Below are 16356 nucleotides of genomic sequence, written 5' to 3' on the forward strand. Positions count from 1 at the left end.
CAAGCTAGGGATTCACCTAAGCTTGCTGCTTTTTAATATAAATATGAACGCAACATCAGGACTTACTCGCAAAGGTGAGCCCCTTTTCCGCGAGAGCACTCCGTAATAGGACGATCGCCTTTGGCCCCAATCCATGTAGCTGCAGAAGCTCTGCTTCAGTAAGCTTGCTGAATTGTTGAAGCTGAACATATCCAGCCCCATGCAGGGCTCGAAGCGCCGGCTTAGATAGTCCACCCGGCAGATCAGATTCGGTGCCGTTAACCATAGATATATACAGCCCCTTTATCACTGATATCCTTCATGCTTCTCCCAACCCATGGTACGCGCTACAGCGTCCTTCCAGGCGTTGTAACGACCTTCCCGCTCAGTTATACCCATCTCAGGCGAGAAGACCCTCTCAGCCTTGTTGAAGCTCTCTAGCTGAGCACGTGTCCAGACTCCGGACGTTAACCCGGCCAGAAGCGCCGCACCCAAAGCTGTTGTCTCCGCATAGGTTGTTCTAGTAACCTCACTGCCCAGGATATCAGACTGGAATTGCATCAGCAAATCGTTACGCACAACTCCGCCATCCACACGAAGGCCGGTCAATGGCATGCCTGCGTCTTTTTCCATAGCTCCTATTACATCTCTAGATTGAAAGGCTAAGGACTCCAATGTAGCTCGTACCAGATGTCCTGAGGTAGTGCCTCTAGTAAGGCCAAATATGGCTCCACGGGCATACATATCCCAATAGGGTGCCCCGAGTCCGGTAAACGCAGGCACAACGATAACCCCTTCACTGTCCTCTACTTCCCGTGCTTTATCTTCTGAGCCTGCTGGCTCCTCTATAAGACCAAGACCCTCCTGCAGCCACTGAACAGCCGCTCCGGCCACGAACACACTGCCCTCTAGGGCATAATAGAGTTCATCTCCCATACCCCAAGCTACAGTGGTCAACAAGCCATGACTGGAGGCTACAGCTTCTGTGCCTGTGTTCATTAGAATAAAACAGCCTGTACCATAGGTGTTTTTGGCACTGCCGGGTTCTAGACAAGTATGTCCAAACAATGCGGCCTGTTGATCTCCAAGTACAGAGCGAATTGGAATGTCCGCCCCGAACCACTGTTTGTCTGCTACTCCAAATTCGCCGCCAGACATTCTTACTTCTGGCAGGATGACACGCGGAATACGAAGCTCTTCCATTAGCTCTTCATCCCAGCACCGTTCATGAAGATTAAACAGCATCGTACGTGAGGCATTGGTAACATCCGTGACATGTACGGCTCCGCAAGTAAGTCTCCAAATTAACCAGCTGTCGATCGTCCCCGCTAGAAGTTCCCCTCGATTCGCCCGCTCTCGGGCGCCATCCACATGATCCAGTATCCAGGAGATTTTGGTAGCTGAGAAATAAGCATCTACAACAAGGCCCGTCTTGCTCGCAATAACTTGCTCCAGCCCTTTACTTTTAAGTTCTTCACATTGCTCTGCAGTACGCCTGTCCTGCCACACAATCGCAGGGTATATCGGTTTGCCCGTTATTTTATCCCAGATTAAAGCTGTTTCTCTCTGATTGGTTATTCCGATGGCAGAGATCTCCTCAACTGCTATGCCACCCCGCGCAATCGCATCTCTTGCCGCTGCGAGCTGTGACGCCCAGATTTGCTCAGGGTCATGCTCTACCCAGCCTGGATGGGGGAAGGATTGTTTAACTTCATATTGACCTTGTGAGACCCATTTAGCCTCCGTATCGAACAATATGGCTCGTGAGCTGGTAGTACCTTGGTCTAAAGATAAAATCATTCTATGCCCTCCCAAGCAAAACCTACAAGATATGTTCCACGATGAACAAGATTAATGTGTTTGTTTCAACAAAAAGCACCTCTGCTGTCAGAGGCGCTATCACACATTGTGTTTGGAATTACTGTTTTTCGACAGGAAGTCTTAGCGTAAAGGTTGTACTTTCGCCTAGTTTGCTTGAAGCTGAGATGGTCCCGTGATGCGACTCTACAATATTTTTAACAATCGCAAGCCCAAGTCCCGTTCCACCTGATTCTCCCCGTACACGCGCCTTATCAGCTTTGTAGAAGCGGTCGAATATATACGGCAGATCCTCTGGTGGAATTCCAACCCCTTCATCCTGAATTTTAATCTCAAGATAACGACGGCCTTCTAATACACAAGTTCCTGTATGAACCGTGATTTTTTTGCCACCCTGTGTGTGGCGAAAAGCATTATCGAGTAAATTGGTTAAGACTTGTTCCAGTTTATCCTCATCCGCCGCCTTCAGAACAGCAATATCACTCTCTTGCTGTAAGTGAAGATGGATATCGCGCTCTTTCGCACGTACAGAAAATTTACGGTAGACTCGTTCCAGCAGTTCGTTCATGTCCACCTGAGCTTTCATCATATCCGTATGTCCGGCTTCCATTCGGGCAAGATCAAGCAAATCCTTAACCAGACGCCCCATACGCAGTGATTCGTCATGAATGACCTGGATCAGCTCACTGCTTTCTTCAGGGGATGAAGCCATCCCGTCCAATAAAGCCTCACTGTACCCTTGCATCATCGACAATGGCGTGCGGATTTCATGGGAGACATTAGCTACGAAGTCTCTGCGCATCTTTTCCAGACGCACCTCTTCCGTCACATCCCGCAGTACAGCAACTACTCCCCGAATGCTGCCTTCAGAATATAACGGTGCCATATGAACAGACCAGACGCCCTGCCGTACATGTACATTGGAGCGGTCATCGCCACCTTGCTTCAAGGTGCTTAAAAATAAAGGACGCAGGGGAGGAGGAACACTGCTCTCAGCCGTTTCGGGATGGAGCTCAGCATCACTCGCATGTTCCCACTGCAAATCGCTCCAGCTCTCTAGCAGAGCTTGGCCGTGCGGATTGGTCAAAATAATCTGCCCTTCAATGTCAAAGGTGATCACAGCATCGCTCATACTGCGCAGTACGCTAGACAGATGCCCCTTCTCATGATGCAGACTGCGAATGTTCTCTTCAAGCTCCTCAGCCATGTGGTTAAAGGAAGTAGCCAACTGGCCAATTTCATCACTTGTGACAAGCGTAAGCCTTGTTCCGTATTCACCCCGTCGAATGTTATTCGCAGCTTCAATGACACGCTGCATCGGCTGAGTAATTTTGGTAAACAAAAACAATGCAAAAAATGTCGTCAAAGAAAATCCGATCATACAAGTATACATAAATAAACGTTTGATATCTCCGGAATTGGCAAAGTTACTGTCTATGTAGGGAAGCAAAAATAACCCCAAGGTAATAAGCACGACAGCGACCAGGCAGATGATCGTAACCCACAGTTTGCCGACAAGACTTCTCCAGAAGTTCACTTATTTAGGTACCTCTAGTTTGTAGCCTACGCCCCATACGGTCGTAATCATCGCTGCAGATTCCGGTGATACTTTATTCAGTTTTTCACGAAGACGTTTTACGTGAGTATCTACAGTACGCAAATCTCCGAAAAATTCATAATTCCAGACATCCTTAAGCAGTTCTTCACGAGAAAATACTTTATCAGGCGAAATAGCCAAATAATGCAGAAGTTCATATTCTTTAGGTGTCAAACTTACTTCTTCACCACCAGCAGTCACACGGTGAGCATCATGCTCAATAATAAGATGAGTAAATACAATGTTATTGCTGGAATTGCTCTCCTTGGACAAGAAAGCAGTCGCCGAAGAACGGCGCATAATAGCCTTCACCCGGTAAATGACTTCACGTGGACTGAAGGGCTTCACAACATAATCGTCTGCGCCCATCTCAAAGCCTTGGACACGGTTGATCTCTTCGCCTTTAGCTGTAAGCATTAAGACCGGTGTTGACTTCACTCCTCTGAGTCTTGTCAGCACTTCCATCCCATCGATGCCAGGCAGCATAACATCCAGCAAAATCAGACCGTAGTCATTTGCTGTTGCTTTACGAAGAGCGATTTCTCCGTCTTCCGCTTCATCGATTTCATAACCTTCTTTTTCAAGATACATCTTTAGCAGGCGGCGAATGCGTTCCTCATCATCCACTACCAGAATTCTGTTTAAATGATCTGCCATTTCACTACAACCCCTTCATCAATACAGTAGAACGTAACCTTTAAACCATTGTGCAACGTTAACAGGTAAACTATGCTCAGTCCGTCCCCGCGTAAGAATGAAGTCCGGCGATGACTAAATTAACGCCAACCAGAGTAAACATTACGACCAGGAAGCCAAGCACAGCCAGCCAGGCAGATTTTCTTCCTTGCCATCCACGAGCCAAACGTAAATGAAGATAAGCGCTATAGAAGAGCCAAGTGACAAGCGCCCAGACTTCCTTAGGATCCCATCCCCAGAATCTTCCCCAAGCGATTTGCGCCCATATCATTGCAAAGATCAAAGCGCCTAATGTGAAAATAGGAAAGCCAATGGCTATCGCCCTATACGTAATCTCATCTAGATCGCCCTCATCAATTCCGTCCATCACTGGGTGTAAAGCAGTACCCAGCGGTTTACGTACGATCAAGCGAAGAACTCCGTAGAGGATTAATCCCGAAAGGAGTGACCAAATTACAGTATTAAACTTCCGTCCAGCATTTACACCATTCATCCAAGATGGTGCCTCAAAGAGTGGTTCTTTTATGCCAAGAAACGACTGGAAGCTCTCAATTTCGCTATTGTGAGGTGCCACAATCGGCGGCATTCGATAACTCACTTTCTCTATTGTACTATTTTCCTGCCCGGGGCTGTCAATCGTAACGTTCGTACGGACAAAAACAGTTTCATAGCCTGCTCCGCGGAATGCAAAAACAGAACCCAGAAACCCAATTATAACAATGATTGAAAAGAGAGTAAATTCGACCAGCCTCTGTTGCTTGCGATCCGCCTTCTCTTTACTGGAAAAATTGACTGTTCGCAGCAGATACATCAGTCCCGCCGCAAACCCTACTGCGAAGAAGGATTCACCTAGTGCAGCCAGTGTTACGTGAATCTTTAAGTAGTTCGATTGAAGAGATGGAATCAGCGGCTGTACTTCCTGTGGAAATACTGCGGCATAAGCCATCACAATAATACTGATTGGAACTGCAAAAAGACCCAAGATTACCTTACGATAAATAGCGTACATCACAGTAAAGGCAACCATCACCATCATCGATAAAAAAGTCATGAACTCATACATGTTGCTGACCGGAATATGCCCTGAGCCCGCCCAGCGTGTAAAGAAATAAATAAGATGAAAGATAAGACCTATTGAAGAGAAAATAAAAGCAATTTTGCCCCAACGCGCTGTATGTTCCTCCGGCTTGCGGCCTGACCACTTGCGACCCATGATGGCGATAGTGAATAACATAAACGAACCGCTGTATAATAAAAATGCGGCAATAAAGACAGCGCTGCTGATGTCGAGCAAGCTCATGAAAGGCCTCCTCCATTATCTAATGATTTTTCATCGACTACCAGATCTACTTTTTCTAAAATAGAAACGATCTCACGGCGGAACCCGAACCAGTTCTTGTTCGTATGTCCTCCGAGGATAAGCTCCCCGTTAGCAACGGTAAGCCAGATACGTCTATGCTGCCAGTAGAAGCCAAGCACTAAACCCAGCATCACGATTGCTGCACCTAGCCATACAAACGGCATTGCACGATCAATACGTATATTCAAGTAAGTAGTCGATTCCGAAAAATCAACGTCGCTCATGTTGTCCACTTCAAGCTCAAGAAATCTATTGCTCCCGCCAAGCTTATCGTTAATGGCAGCCTGTTGAAACTGCGCCTTATCCACCTGTTTAGGAAAATAGAAATACTGCTGCCCTTCCGCCGGGAGATCCGGACCTTGTATCAGGAACAAAAAAGCAGGTGCATTCGGATAAGGTGATTTGGAAATCGGCTGACCCTCCTCATTTAGACCAAAATCCATATACTTTTCTTTCAAAGTTAAAGTATAAGGACCCGCCTGAATTGCCCGCTGAGGGTTCTTCATGTCCAGCTTAAATTTGCCGTACGCCTCGCCAGTGGTGGAATTCTTAAGCTCAGGCTGTACCGAACGCAGCACAGGGGTCAGATCATAATCAAACTGATACGCTTTCAATCCTTTATAATCCAAAGGTGAATTTACTTGGATATCATGTTTCGTCACCTCGGATAGCTGCGGTTCCTTCGAAGGGTCTCCACAATCCGCGGTGCATTCATAAAGCACAGCTTGGGTCTGGAATAGCTTTGGAAGTATTTTTTTGCCGCGAAATTCCTCAGGCATCTCTTCCTCCGTATAAAACTCCACGGTAAATTTCTCATTTTTCAAATAATAGGTGGTGTCCGGAATCTGTGTGATCTCCCCTTGCGGGAAAGCAAGATGCTGATCCATGTTCAGTCCCGGCAATCCTCTTGCTAATACAGCAAGTAAAAAAATAATTAAGCCAATATGTATTACATAAGGTCCCCAGCGGCTGAAGCGATGTTTCTCTGCCAGCAGAGCCCCTCCATCCGTCTTCACGCGATAGCCCTTTTTACGCATAGGCTGAATTACCCTGGCTACCCAAGCTTCTGGTTCCTCTTGTACTTCAGTCACTAACACAGCTTTTTGCCGAGTTAAGAACTGACGATGTTTCCGAATCTTCTGTCTGGTTAAGGCCTTATAGAGCGGAAGTACTCGATCCAAGCTACAGATCACAAGTGAAGCGCCGATCATTACGAGTAGAGTTACAAACCACCAGGATTCGTATGTATGTGAAAGTCCAAGTTTGTGATAAATATATCCGGCTGTTCCGTACTCTTGCTTGTAATAAACTGAGGCATCAATATTAAGAAAAGTACTCTCCTGCGGGAAAATCGTCCCCAGCATAGAGCCTATAAGTGTCAACACGATCAGGTAGATCGCTATTTTGACGGAAGAGAAAAAGTTCCACACCCGATCAATAATCCCCGGGTTAACGCGCTGAGATCGGCGAGCTACGCCATCGTAACGCATTTCCAAATTCTCGCCCCAGTCTGATTCCTTCCCCAACGGCTTCCCGCATGCTTCGCATAAAACAGTACCTACAGGGTTCTGGTGACCACATTCACATTTGGTGTTGGTTATAAATGCCTCGCGTTCACTCATCAATCCACCAGCTTCCCAATTTGATCATCAAGTGAATTCAAATCAAGCTGGCCGATATGAATGTTGTCAATTTTACCCTTGGAATTAATGAATAAGGTAGTTGGCAGCGGAGAAATACCATAACTTCGTACAGCATCACGTCCAGTGTCCATCAAAATCGGAAAATCGATGTTTACCTGCTTCACAAAATTCTCGACAGTCATCCGGTCTTCGCCCACATTAATGCCTAAGACCACTACGTCTTTGTCCTTCCATTTCTCCCATTGCGCTTGGAGAGCCGGCATTTCTTTGACACAAGGTGCACACCAAGAGCCCCAGAAATTAAGCACAATAGTCTTGCCCTTATATTCGTCTAGGGTATGAGCCAGACCGTCAAGCCCAAGCAAATCAAAGGAAGGTGCTTTGCTCCCTTCCTCTGGTTTGCCGCTTCCCCCAAATACAGAGGAACCGATGGCATAACCGCCCACTATAACAATTAGAAACAGAATCACGATTTGAATTGGTTTTCTTGCTTTACCCACACGTAAAGCCCCCTTCTGTGACGCAACTCATACTTATGTTGTAAGGTGTGAACATCCTATGAACATTATAGCGAATTTCGTCACAGCTTTAGGGGGTTTAATTGTGAATATTCTGTGTCTTTATGACTCTTTACGTGGAGTTCTTTCTTTAAGCAATCCTGCTTTGGCAATTTGCTGCAGATGGTTAATTTCATCCTTGGTCAAATGACGGTAAGAGCCACGTTTGAGATTTTGCAGCATAATATCCCCGAATGAAATCCGTTTCAGACGGAGTACGGGGTGTGAAATCGCATCAAACATGCGTCGTACCTGACGGTTACGTCCCTCGTGAATCGTGATGCTGATAACCGCTTCCTTATTTGCCTCATCAATATCCTTGTACTCTACTTCCGCAGGCGCTGTCATGCCATCTTCCAGCTTGATGCCAGCTTTCAGCTTGTCCAATGCAGTGCCATGCGGTATACCCTTGACCGTAGCATGATACGTCTTAGGTACATGATGCTTCGGATGAGTCAGCAAGTTAGCAAAGTCCCCATCATTCGTCAGCAGCAGCAAACCTTCCGTATCGTAATCGAGCCGGCCTACAGGGTAAACCCGTTCAGTAATTCCTTTTAGGTAGTCAGTTACAACCTTACGACCTTTTGGATCGGAAGCGCTTGTGATTACTCCCTTAGGTTTGTTGAACATAATATAGATTTTGTTCTCGCCCCGGATCAGTCTACCGGAAACTTTAATAATATCTGTTGCGGGGTCCACCTTCGTGCCAAGCGTAGTTACGAGTTCCCCGTTGACTTCCACTTTACCGGCCAAAATCATTTCTTCACACTTGCGTCTGGACGCCACACCGGCCTGCGCCAAAATTTTCTGTAATCTTTCCATATTCGACTAGTCACCTCAGATCAATGATAACCATCAGAGGGATAAATCACAAGTTCATTCCAAGGAAAAAATGCTCCTGGGCAGGAATTATTGTGGGGTTCGATGATTAAAGGGGAGATTTGGTAGCGTTCTACTAATTCTAAAACGAGTTTAGCCGTTGCAAAAAGCTGCTCCTGCCTTCCGGATATTGGAGGATCGCCCACTTTCTTACCAAAATCACCTTCCAAACAAATATGAATATACTCCGGATCTGTCAGTAGCGGTGCTGCATAAATTGCGCCATCCACTCCTACCCAGAAGTCAAAACCTTTACCGTTAATGGATGTGCAGCTAGAATGATGCAGAATAAAGCCTTTATAGTTCATTGCGGAATGCCCCCTCCACATTGCTGCAATAGCATATGTTCAGGGGGGCAATGGGGTGACTATCCAAATAATAGCAAACACACAGCGATCGCGGCGACAAAGCCGACAACATCGGAGAACAGGCCAACCTTAAGCGCATAACGGCCATTCCGTACGCCTACAGCTCCAAAGTAAACGGTCAAAACATAAAGCGTAGTATCTGTGCTCCCCTGTATGGTGGAAGCAATCATACCAATTAAAGAATCCGGGCCATGCACACGGATTAGATCCGTAGTATAAGCAAGCGACCCAGTCCCCGTAAGCGGCCTCAGAAGACCAAGCGGCAATACTTCTGCCGGAACACCAAGCCCCCGCAGGGCTGGGGATATGAAGCCCATAAAAAAATCCAGCGCACCGGAAGCGCGAAAAACGCTGATCGCAACCAGCATCCCCACAAGATGGGGAATAATCGCAATGGCCGTGCCAAACCCATCTTTCGCACCTTCAACAAAGGATTCGTAGACTGGCACTTTGCGCGTAAAAGCATAGAGCGGGATGAACGTGATCATGACCGGAATCGCCCATGCCGATATGAGACTGATAAACTGGTACAAATCACGTTCACCCTTTCAATGAGGAATTAGGGAGTGTTGTCTTCGCCAAAGGAGGAACCCCGGACTTTGCTGAAGGGGGCTTCGGCGGTTTGCGCAATAAAGTCAACCTTCGGAAAAACCGGTCTGCCGCAATCGCTGCGAGTGTAGCCACGGCCGTTGCTGCAAGTGTTGTACCTACTATGCCTGCGGGATCGGCTGAACCATAGTTTAACCGGATGGCAATCAGTGTGGCCGGGATAAGCGTAATGCTTGCTGTGTTAAGCGCTAGAAGAGTACACATGGCTGGTGTCGCGGTCTCTTTATCAGGGTTGAGCTTTTGCAGCTCCTGCATCGCCTTGATGCCCATTGGCGTTGCGGCATTGCCTAGTCCGAGCAGATTAGCACTCATATTGGAGAGAATATATCCTATGGCAGGATGCCCTTTCGGCACATCAGGGAATAAAAAAGCTACGACAGGGCCAAGCACCTTGGCAATCTTTTTAAGCAAACCTGCATCTTCTGCTATCTTCATAATCCCAAGCCAGAACACAAGCACACTGATTAAGCCAAAACTTACCGTTACCCCACTCTTGGCTCCGTCGAATACGGCGGCTGTAAACTCATCCATTCTGCCGTTAACGGCGGCGAACAGAAAACCGATGATGATCATTCCTAGCCAAATCCCGTTAATCATGGATACGCCTCCTTCTTCATTCATCAGCCCATTTTCTTATTTCGAACTCGCTCCCATTTCAAATAGAGCCTTCAGTGCACTGCCCAGCGCCTGGAACCAATTATTTGCCGGGTAAGCCTGTGCTAGTGTTGGACTGTACTTTTTCATATAAGCAGATTGCTCAGGAGGCAGGTTCTCAGGAGTATACACCGGCACGCGACCTATTTCTTTTCCGCCCAGCTCCAGCACAAGCGCCCCTTGCAATCCAAAATTCGCTCGTGTAGCTTCGGCTGAAGCACTTTCCTTCTGATTTAAAACAAGTTTCGTGATCACTCTATTTTGTTCACCTTGTCCAAGTGGATAAGCAAAGGTTTTGGAGGTTACAAAGTTATAGCCCGTCACGGCATCACCACGTTCGATCAGTGTTTTGAGCGGATAGTGATTAAACCCGAAGTTTAACAGGGAAGCATGATCATTCCAGTCATCGCCGTCATTTATAGTAACGGCGACAAGCTGCTGGCCGTTTCTGGTGGCAGAGCTGACAAGGCAGCGCAGTGCTTTTTTGGTATAACCTGTCTTTACTCCGTCCGCTCCCTCGTATAAATACAGCATCTTATTTTTGTTTCTCCATTTGTAATCCCATTTCTCATTTGGATTGTCTGCAGTTTTCTCCTGCGTCTTCACAATTTCTTTAAATACAGGATTATGAAGAGCATAAGCGGTCAGAACAGCCAAGTCGTTAGCACTAGAATAATGCCCTTCAGCGTCAAGACCATGGGGATTAGCAAAATGAGTATGGGTTAACCCTAGCTCCTCAGCCTTAGCGTTCATAAGGTATACAAAACCTTCCTCAGAACCACCGATATGCTCAGCGATCGCCGTTGCTGCATCATTCCCTGAGCGCAGCATCAGGCCATACAGCATATTTTCCAGCGTCATCTCTTCTCCCTGCTGCAAGTAAATAGAAGAGCCTTCTTTCGCATAGGCATTTTTTCCTACTTTGACTTTAGAGGCTAAATCACCATTCTCAATGGCGACGAGGGCGGTCATAATTTTGGTCAAGCTGGCAATAAGCATAGGCTCATCCCCACGGCTGCTGTACAAAATACGCCCAGATTCCACATCAATCAGTGCCGCTGCTCTTGCATGTGTAGAGATAGAGCTGTTCTCGGCCTGAATTGAAGATAGCGGCGCCAGAAGCAGCAGCGAAAGGCACAATATTAAGGCGAATGGCCATTTACGGGTTATTGTCTTCATGTTCATCCTCCGGCTTCTTATCGGATCTTAAGTAAAAGTGTTTATGTTGTACAAGTGTATGCGGACCAGCCTTAGGGTATGTCCACTCCTTGGGATGTTCCACACAAAATATCCCCACAACGTGAGGCTTTGCTTCGATACATTCTCAGGTAATTTGGGGATCAAAATATACTTTCTGACACGTCAAAAAAGGGACACCGCCTGTGTATGGCGATATCCCCGAGGCTATTTGTAGAATTATGTGTACCTAATGAGTTGAAGATTGAGATGTACTTGGATCGGTTTTAACAGGTGCTGCTGCCGGTGTGGCAGGTGTTGGCGGCGTTTGAGCTGCAGCATTGCCGGTTTGGAACATCGTTTGAATTTTGTCGATGAGCCCTGGTGTTGCATCGATGATTTTTTCGAATAGGTGAGTTTGATTGTCCAGAGGGACAATATTCACTCCATCCTTACCTACCACTAAAAAAGCGATCGGTCGAATGGAAACGCCTCCCCCGCTACCTCCACCAAATGGAAGCATTTTGACTCCACCTTGGGAGCTTGAACCACTTATAGAATCTTCTACTCGATAATCACTACCACCAGCAGCAAATCCAAAGGCAACTTTACTGATAGGCAGGATAATGCTGCCGTCAGGGGTTTGTACTGGATCACCGACAATGGTATTCACATCTACCATACCCTTGATATTTTCCATCGCTGTTTGCATTAGGCCTTGAATAGGATGGTCGCTCATATTGTTTCCTCCTTTAATTGAGTACGATTTCTCTTTCTTCTACAGCGTATATCATCCCCACATCCGCCCATTTGTATGTAACTTTCATTTTAAACTTTCCCGTGTGGCTCCTGACGCATCTGTTTCAGCAGATTTCTCCAATGGCCGATCCCGCCTTTTTCACGCAAGACACGCCGAGATAGTCGCATTAAGGCATACAAAGTATAGCCGACTGACATTTTCCCCTTACAGACAAACTCCATTGCAAAACAAAGCTCATCTTCAAAAACAGGCTTAACAAAAATTCGAGGATGCTGCTGCAATTTCACCCACTGCGAAATAAAACCAACAATACTCCATTTCAGGCCCCAAACCGCTCCCGATGCGGTCGCAGTGTCTGCTGCATCACCAAGAGAGAAATCGGTGGACCAATCGAGCTTTGATATTTTGACATGAGCTACAGTCTCTTTTAACCATTCCTTCAAGCCGCGTGTAGATTTCACAGCTTGGTTAACATTGGCGCGCCAGTGCATTACTCTTTCTTTATCAAATATCTCTTCTTTTACGGTATCTACACCTGTCGTCGCAGTCCCTGTCTCTTTAAACTTTCCCCACACACCCTGCTCCAATCCCTTAAAGACCAATTGGGGAAGTTCATAGTGAAGCTTTATCAAACCAAAAAGAGAGGTAACATCTAATTCGAGCAGGTCATTTTTTCCATGTTTATAACACCGTATGCGGAAATCGATAGATGAAGACAGGACCAGGATCAGTGCCAGTACAAGCAAAACAAGGGGAATTGCAAGCCATAACGTCACGTATTTACCTCCAAGAAACCTTAATAATGGGAACCTTTGGTTTAGTATGGCAATTTAAGCTGGAAAAAATTCGGGGTTTGCATAAAAAATATGAGCTTAAATAAAAATAGGGACTGTCCCAAACCACATAAATGGTTTAAGGGCAGTCCCTTCAATACAATTATTAGCGTTCTCGTACGAACTAAGGCAGCTCGACATCCTCAAAAGTCATTTGAGTATCCAGCTTATTGAACAATAGCTGTGTCTCTTCTTCCAAATTATCCGTGGACTCAAAATTTGTCGGTTCCGGCAGATCCTTTAGACTGGCAAGACCAAAGCTCTCCAAGAAGGATTTAGTCGTCCCGTACAAAATTGGCCGGCCTACCGCTTCCGCACGACCAACCTCATGAATCAAATCCTTGTTATTCAGCGTATGAATTGCGCGTTCCGACTTCACACCCCGGATCTCTTCAATCTCCACCCGCGTAATCGGTTGGCGATAAGCCACGATTGCGAGAGTCTCTAAGGCAGCCTGAGACAAGGTTGATCTGGATGGTGAATAGGCCAGACGCTCAAAATAGTGGGCATGATCAGGCAATGTAGCCAGCCGATAATTCCCGGCAATTTGCACTACCTGTAAGCCCCGCTCCTGTGCTACATAATCTTCTTTTAGTTCCTCTAATGCTCCGGCTGCAAGCTCTGGGCGCTGTTCCGTAATTTCAGCCACTTGGCGTACGGAGATTCCTTCATCCCCTGATAGAAACAGCAGGCCTTCAATAATCGATTTCAGCGTTTTGTAATCCATTGAAGTGTTCTCCTCCTCTCCACTCCATTACGATGTCATCAAACAATTTCTCTTGGTAGCAAAAAATCGCCTTCATTTTCATCAGTTCCAGAATCGCAAGAAAAGTAACTACGATTTCGTGCCGTGCCATTTCATCGTGAAGCAGTGCCGAGAAATGCAGCTTACCGCCTGTTCCTCTGCGCTGCAGCGCATCTGATACATCACGTATACGATCTTTTACCGATATTTCATCCCGGGTGATCCGCTGGTAAGAAGACCTTCTGGCAGCCTTACTTAGCGCTTTACGAAAAGCGGCTATTAAGTCTGAGGTATGTAGTCCTTTTAGCGTTTGATCAATCTCTTCTGGCACGAATGGACCCAAATCCTCAGGCTCCTTCGTAAAAATCAAGCTCCGCTCGCTCTCCATATCCATTAAATGTACAGCAATACTCTTGAACTTACGATACTCAATCAGTCGCTGAACAAGTTCAGCTCGTGGATCAAATTCATCCTCTTCGTAATATTCAAAATCATCGATCTCAATGACCGGTGGTTTGGGCAGCAATAGCTTGCTCTTTATAGATAAAAGGGTAGCGGCCATCACGAGAAATTCACTCGTAATATCCAATTCAAGCTCCTGCATGCTACGCAGGTATTCCATATACTGTTCGGTGATCTCGGCGACCGGAATGTCCTGGATGTCGATTTCCGCCTTATCAATTAAATGCAAGAGCAGATCCAGCGGACCTTCAAACGTCTCCAGCTTGTACAATACAGTCACGAAGCATCCTCCCGCCAAAAAAAGTAAAGTGCAGCGCCCGTCTGGACGCTACACAAGTAGAAAGGGCTCTTATAATCCATGCTTTCTTCTTATACTATAAATAAGCACGAATTCGACTGATTCGTCAATAGCTGACTTACTTAAACAGCTTGTTAAGATTCGCCATTTCAATCGCAGCAGTCGCAGCATCCCAGCCTTTATTGCCTGCTTTGGTTCCTGAACGCTCGATGGCCTGTTCAATATTTTCAGTAGTAACTACGCCAAAAATGGTCGGCACGCCGGTCTTAAGATTGATAGCGGCTACTCCTTTGGCAACTTCATTACATACATAATCATAGTGTGTAGTGGAACCACGGATAACCGTTCCTAAGGTGATTACAGCGTCGTATTTGCCGCTTTCAGCCATTTTTTGCGCGATCAACGGAATTTCAAATACCCCTGGAACCCAAGCAACATCCACTTCATCATCACCAACACCATGGCGTTTAAAGGCATCAAGTGCACCTGACAAAAGCTTGCTGGTAATAAATTCATTAAAGCGTCCTACAACAACTCCGTATTTTAACCCCTCAGAAACTAAGTGACCTTCTAAATATTTTGGCATATCCATCATCTACCCTTCGTTTTTTATAATGTATGGTTAAGCTTTCGAATCCTCATTTTGTTCAATATCGTCAAAAGACAGCATATGTCCAAGCTTCGCTTGCTTCGTGTGGAGATAATTGGTGTTGTCCTTGTTCTCCGGCATTTGTATCGGCACTCGCTCAACGACTTCCAACCCATAACCCTCCAGCCCTTTGATCTTACGCGGGTTGTTCGTGAGCAGACGGATTTGGCGCACACCCAGATCCTTCAGAATCTGTGCTCCAATTCCATAGTCACGCAAATCTGCTGGAAAACCAAGCTTTAGATTCGCATCTACAGTGTCAAGACCTTCCTCTTGCAGCTTGTAAGCCCGAAGCTTATTGATAAGGCCAATGCCTCTGCCTTCTTGGCGCATATAGAGTAACACTCCCCTACCGGCAGTTTCGATCTGCCGCAGTGCAGCTTCAAATTGCGGGCCGCAATCACAGCGATGGGAGTGGAATACATCACCAGTCAAGCATTCGGAATGTACACGTACAAGCACTGGCTCATCGCCGGAAATATCGCCTTTTACCAAAGCTACATGCTCTTTATCATCCACTTCATTTGTATAAGCAATGGTCTGGAAATCTCCAAAATCGGTAGGAAGTCGTACAGACACTTCGCGTGTGACGAGTTGTTCTTTTTCGTTGCGATAATGAATAAGATCCTTGATACTGATCAGCTTAAGATCATGCTTGCGGGCAATTTCGATTAGATCAGGTAAGCGGGCCATTGAGCCATCTTCCTTGATAATCTCGCAAATGACACTGGCTGGATAAGCGCCACACATCCGCGCTAGATCAACAGCAGCCTCCGTATGTCCGGAGCGGCGCAGAACGCCACCTTTTTTCGCAATCAGCGGGAACATATGCCCCGGTCTGCGGAAATCAGCAGGTTTCGCTTTTGGATCGATCATGGCTTTAACGGTCAAAGATCTTTCCCCCGCAGAGATCCCAGTGGTTGTATCTTTATGGTCAACAGATACGGTAAAAGCCGTACCGTGATTATCGGTATTGTGGGTTACCATGGCTTGCAGTTCAAGTTCTGCCGCACGCTCCTGGGTAATAGGCATACACACCAATCCACGTCCCTCAGTAATCATAAAATTGATGACCTCTGGTGTCGCACGTTCAGCAAGGGCTATAAAATCCCCTTCATTCTCACGATCTTCATCATCCACTACAATGATGACTTTACCGCGCATTAAGTCATATATTGCTTCTTCAATCGGATCCAAGACACTTTCCTTTTTCGATTGCTCGCTCATGATCCTATCCTCCTAAAAGCTTTACGAAAGATTATTCCCTTCTTCG

The 16356-nt window shown here is 46.4% G+C and carries 18 protein-coding genes; all 18 read right to left on the reverse strand.

Going from position 1 to position 16356, the window contains the following annotated elements; translation table 11 throughout:
- Positions 1-55: 55 nt before the first annotated feature.
- The 18 genes from MHB56_RS05200 to MHB56_RS05285 all read right to left on the reverse strand — a co-directional run bounded on the left by MHB56_RS05200 (position 56) and on the right by MHB56_RS05285 (position 16310).
- On the reverse strand, positions 56-265 hold the full coding sequence (locus MHB56_RS05200) for a DNA-binding protein (RefSeq protein ID WP_076127474.1): 210 nt from the start codon (positions 263-265) through the stop codon (positions 56-58).
- 20 nt (positions 266-285) lie between these two features.
- Positions 286-1779 carry a glycerol kinase GlpK gene (gene glpK, locus MHB56_RS05205; protein ID WP_341143347.1) on the reverse strand — a complete coding sequence of 498 codons (1494 nt, stop codon included), beginning with the start codon at positions 1777-1779 and terminating at the stop codon, positions 286-288.
- Positions 1780-1897: 118 nt separating this feature from the next.
- Entirely contained in the window at positions 1898-3334 is a 1437-nt protein-coding gene (locus MHB56_RS05210) for an ATP-binding protein (RefSeq protein WP_076127471.1), read from the reverse strand.
- Positions 3335-4051 (reverse strand): response regulator transcription factor, encoded by a 717-nt coding sequence (locus MHB56_RS05215; protein ID WP_036676174.1) that lies wholly within the window; start codon positions 4049-4051, stop codon positions 3335-3337. It abuts the gene before it with no gap.
- Between the two features lie 76 nt (positions 4052-4127).
- Entirely contained in the window at positions 4128-5390 is a 1263-nt protein-coding gene (ccsA, locus tag MHB56_RS05220) for a cytochrome c biogenesis protein CcsA (protein ID WP_076127469.1), read from the reverse strand.
- On the reverse strand, positions 5387-7072 hold the full coding sequence (resB, locus tag MHB56_RS05225) for a cytochrome c biogenesis protein ResB (protein ID WP_076127467.1): 1686 nt from the start codon (positions 7070-7072) through the stop codon (positions 5387-5389). The genes ccsA and resB overlap by 4 nt, the downstream gene beginning before the upstream one ends.
- On the reverse strand, positions 7072-7593 hold the full coding sequence (locus tag MHB56_RS05230) for a redoxin domain-containing protein (RefSeq protein WP_038572444.1): 522 nt from the start codon (positions 7591-7593) through the stop codon (positions 7072-7074). Before MHB56_RS05230 ends, resB begins: the two co-directional genes overlap by 1 nt.
- 120 nt (positions 7594-7713) lie before the next feature.
- Positions 7714-8472, reverse strand: coding sequence for a pseudouridine synthase (locus MHB56_RS05235; protein WP_036676166.1), 759 nt, complete (start codon positions 8470-8472; stop codon positions 7714-7716).
- Between the two features lie 20 nt (positions 8473-8492).
- Positions 8493-8837 (reverse strand): N-acetylmuramoyl-L-alanine amidase, encoded by a 345-nt coding sequence (locus tag MHB56_RS05240; protein WP_076127466.1) that lies wholly within the window; start codon positions 8835-8837, stop codon positions 8493-8495.
- Positions 8838-8896: 59 nt separating this feature from the next.
- A complete protein-coding gene (locus MHB56_RS05245) occupies positions 8897-9430 on the reverse strand; it encodes a spore maturation protein (protein ID WP_036676158.1) in 534 nt (177 codons plus the stop codon).
- A 7-nt stretch (positions 9431-9437) separates the two neighbouring features.
- Positions 9438-10103, reverse strand: coding sequence for a nucleoside recognition domain-containing protein (locus MHB56_RS05250; protein ID WP_076127464.1), 666 nt, complete (start codon positions 10101-10103; stop codon positions 9438-9440).
- Between the two features lie 36 nt (positions 10104-10139).
- Positions 10140-11345, reverse strand: a complete 1206-nt coding sequence (locus MHB56_RS05255) for a D-alanyl-D-alanine carboxypeptidase family protein (protein WP_076192224.1) — start codon at positions 11343-11345, stop codon at positions 10140-10142.
- Between the two features lie 241 nt (positions 11346-11586).
- Positions 11587-12075: a GerW family sporulation protein gene (gene ytfJ, locus MHB56_RS05260; RefSeq protein ID WP_076127461.1), complete on the reverse strand. Its 489-nt coding sequence runs from the start codon at positions 12073-12075 to the stop codon at positions 11587-11589.
- An 89-nt stretch (positions 12076-12164) separates the two neighbouring features.
- Positions 12165-12872, reverse strand: coding sequence for a DUF2953 domain-containing protein (locus tag MHB56_RS05265; protein ID WP_076127459.1), 708 nt, complete (start codon positions 12870-12872; stop codon positions 12165-12167).
- 181 nt (positions 12873-13053) lie between these two features.
- A complete protein-coding gene (scpB, locus tag MHB56_RS05270) occupies positions 13054-13656 on the reverse strand; it encodes an SMC-Scp complex subunit ScpB (RefSeq protein WP_036676149.1) in 603 nt (200 codons plus the stop codon).
- Positions 13625-14416 carry a segregation and condensation protein A gene (locus MHB56_RS05275; RefSeq protein ID WP_036676147.1) on the reverse strand — a complete coding sequence of 264 codons (792 nt, stop codon included), beginning with the start codon at positions 14414-14416 and terminating at the stop codon, positions 13625-13627. Before MHB56_RS05275 ends, scpB begins: the two co-directional genes overlap by 32 nt.
- Before the next feature lie 136 nt (positions 14417-14552).
- The gene (ribH, locus tag MHB56_RS05280) at positions 14553-15020 is read right to left on the reverse strand and encodes a 6,7-dimethyl-8-ribityllumazine synthase (protein WP_036676377.1); all 468 of its coding nucleotides are present in this window, start codon (positions 15018-15020) and stop codon (positions 14553-14555) included.
- Between the two features lie 36 nt (positions 15021-15056).
- Positions 15057-16310 (reverse strand): bifunctional 3,4-dihydroxy-2-butanone-4-phosphate synthase/GTP cyclohydrolase II, encoded by a 1254-nt coding sequence (locus MHB56_RS05285; RefSeq protein WP_076127453.1) that lies wholly within the window; start codon positions 16308-16310, stop codon positions 15057-15059.
- Positions 16311-16356 lie beyond the last annotated feature (46 nt).

This window comes from Paenibacillus sp. FSL H8-0315 (genome assembly GCF_038005365.1).
Classification (GTDB): domain Bacteria; phylum Bacillota; class Bacilli; order Paenibacillales; family Paenibacillaceae; genus Paenibacillus_AQ; species Paenibacillus_AQ odorifer.